This window comes from Leptodesmis sp., from assembly GCF_052746595.1.
The window spans coordinates 6,890-9,105 of the sequence record NZ_JBRAGO010000139.1; the positions used below are offsets into that span (position 1 = coordinate 6,890).

4 protein-coding genes and 1 pseudogene are annotated in these 2,216 nt (G+C 50.3%); all 5 read right to left on the reverse strand.

Annotated features, from left to right (window positions below; genetic code table 11):
- Positions 1-33 precede the first annotated feature (33 nt).
- A complete protein-coding gene (locus ACUVQO_RS21110; RefSeq protein ID WP_445927802.1) occupies positions 34-456 on the reverse strand; it encodes a TPR end-of-group domain-containing protein in 423 nt (140 codons plus the stop codon).
- 147 nt (positions 457-603) lie between these two features.
- Positions 604-1,107, reverse strand: coding sequence for a hypothetical protein (locus tag ACUVQO_RS21115; protein WP_445927798.1), 504 nt, complete (start codon positions 1,105-1,107; stop codon positions 604-606).
- On the reverse strand, positions 1,104-1,334 hold the full coding sequence (locus tag ACUVQO_RS21120) for a hypothetical protein (RefSeq protein ID WP_445927799.1): 231 nt from the start codon (positions 1,332-1,334) through the stop codon (positions 1,104-1,106). The genes ACUVQO_RS21115 and ACUVQO_RS21120 overlap by 4 nt, the downstream gene beginning before the upstream one ends.
- Positions 1,335-1,405: 71 nt before the next feature.
- Entirely contained in the window at positions 1,406-1,639 is a 234-nt protein-coding gene (locus ACUVQO_RS21125) for a hypothetical protein (protein WP_445927800.1), read from the reverse strand.
- Positions 1,597-2,216: pseudogene (locus tag ACUVQO_RS21130) on the reverse strand (ATP-binding protein); the annotation flags it as partial. The pseudogene ACUVQO_RS21130 and the gene ACUVQO_RS21125, both read right to left, overlap by 43 nt.

The following is a 2,216-nucleotide window of genomic DNA, read 5'->3' on the forward strand; positions in this document are numbered from 1 at the left end:
ATGAATGCGACAGCGAACACCCGTCATTCGGTATCAGTCGCGATCGTTCGTTTCTTCGATTAACGCCTGGAATCGTGCGTCGTTGCGAATGCGATCGAAATTCGGGTCAGTTTTTGCCATGTCTTGATACTTAGCATCCAAGTCAATTGCCTGTCGTAGAGTTTCAAGGGCTAAATCAGTCTCTTCCTGTAACCCATAACAGCAGGCTTTGTTGTAATAAGTACCTGCAAAGCCAGATTGAATTTGTAGGACTTTGTCATAACTCATGAGTGCCTCCTCTTTGCGCCCCAAGTCATCCAGCGCAAGGCCCCGGTTATTCCAGGCGGCGGCATAGTCCGGTTTGACTCTTAGGGCCTTCTCCCAAGTCGTAAGAGCATTTCTATAGTCTTTCTCTGCGGCGAACAGCAAGCCAAGTTCAAATAAACAATTGGCTCTGCTCTCAGAGTCCGAACACAGTTCCTATAAAGTCTTGAGTTCTAAGATTTTTTTCAGCCGCACATCAGGAGTCAGGGTACAGTACTTAGCGTAATCTCCTCCCACAAATCGCTCAGATTCTTTGATAATCTCTCTAGGGTCAGGGGGGAAGCGAAACAGGCCAGAGCGCTAGTCTAGAAAGTCGGCGGCTCGCTGGATGAGGTAATCTACGACAAAGGGCAGCACCAGAAATACAAACCGGGCTGGAAAATCATTTTGTAGATGTTCTCGCTGCTGGTTTAAATGATTCAAAATTTTGGGAACGCCTTTCCAACTGTAGGTGTAAATCTCCTCACTGCTCCAGCCACTGAAGCGTTTCACGTCTTCATAGGCGTAGAGGGAGGCTTCCAACCCTTCCAGCACCAGCACATCAAAGGGGTGTTCCTGCCAGAGGGTGGCAATCTGGTCATACAGAGTAGTGACTTCTCCCTGCAGGTGCAATTCCTGGATGCGCTGCTGCGGCAAATCTCGCCGTAAATCCGCGACAACCTTTTCCCCCTGACTTTTAGAGCATTGGACAAAAAACAGCCCAAATTCCTGCTTACGTTGCAGAGCACGCCGCAAAGCTCCGTAGACTTCTTCCCAAGTCTCCGGCGGTAACTCCTCATCCCAGCCAAAGGAATTTGCCATCATGAGTTCAGTTTAGCGAGTTCATCCTGAAACCGTTGCAGTTTGTAAATCAGCGGATGCACATCATACCAGGTGCAAATCTCCCCCTCCTGATCCAGACAGCAGTATTCCAGAATGCAGCGGCGTTGTAGCAGACTGCGGTGCTCATTGTCGTTGGGAATCTCTCGACGGTGACTCACCAGAGCCAGCCGCGCCCACTCCGGTTCTTCCACTGTCCGCTGATACACCACCCGCAGTTCCGTGATCGCCCGCTGTACGGCCCACCCCCAATGGGAAATTGATCAATCCGGTTGAGTACTTCCTACATCATCTGCATTAACTCCCGGATATGTTCCCCACAGGCCAGACACAGACGCTCTAACGTGTTATGACTATCAAAGATTTGAGTCTCCAGATCTACGCCAGGGGCATGAGGTTGCACCCGTACCTCGATCGCCCGTCGCAGTTCCGTGAGTCCGTCTGGAAATACCGCGCCGTCCGGTTTCTGCACCATCACCATTGGCAGCACCTGAGTTTTGCCATAAATCGCCTGCACCTCATTTGCCCAGCGGGAATAGACCAGCGCAATGGGCACAGTATAGCCCATGTGGCATCCAGTCTTTTCAATTGTTCACTCCGATCGAGAAAAATTTCCTCATGATTGCTGCGGCCATTGTCCCGGAAGTTAATCGGAATTCGATCCAGGTTATCTACAATCATCGCCAGTTTGGTTTTGCCATTGGGTAAATGCAGTCGGGCATCAGCAATGAACTCATTCAACGCCTGCAACAGAGTGGTGGTGTGAGGATTTACCCGGTCACGAATTTTGGCCCGTTGAGTGGGTTCAGCCCGAATGCTGGCCGTGAGTTTGGTAAACACGGAGAGAGATTGCTCCAGGTTAATTTTATCGATCGCAACCTCCATCTGTGCCAGATCTTTCAGTTCCTGCCAGCGATCGCGCAACCAATTTTGAATTGGAGCCGCATTCGCCGAGCGAATATCTTTCAGAAACCGCCGCGTACAGGCCAGTAAAATGTCGACGTATTCCACATTTTGCGGATCGATATCTTCTTCATCCGCCTCAAAATAGACCACATAGAAGCCGTGATCCTCCAGGCTTTTTTGTAATCGCC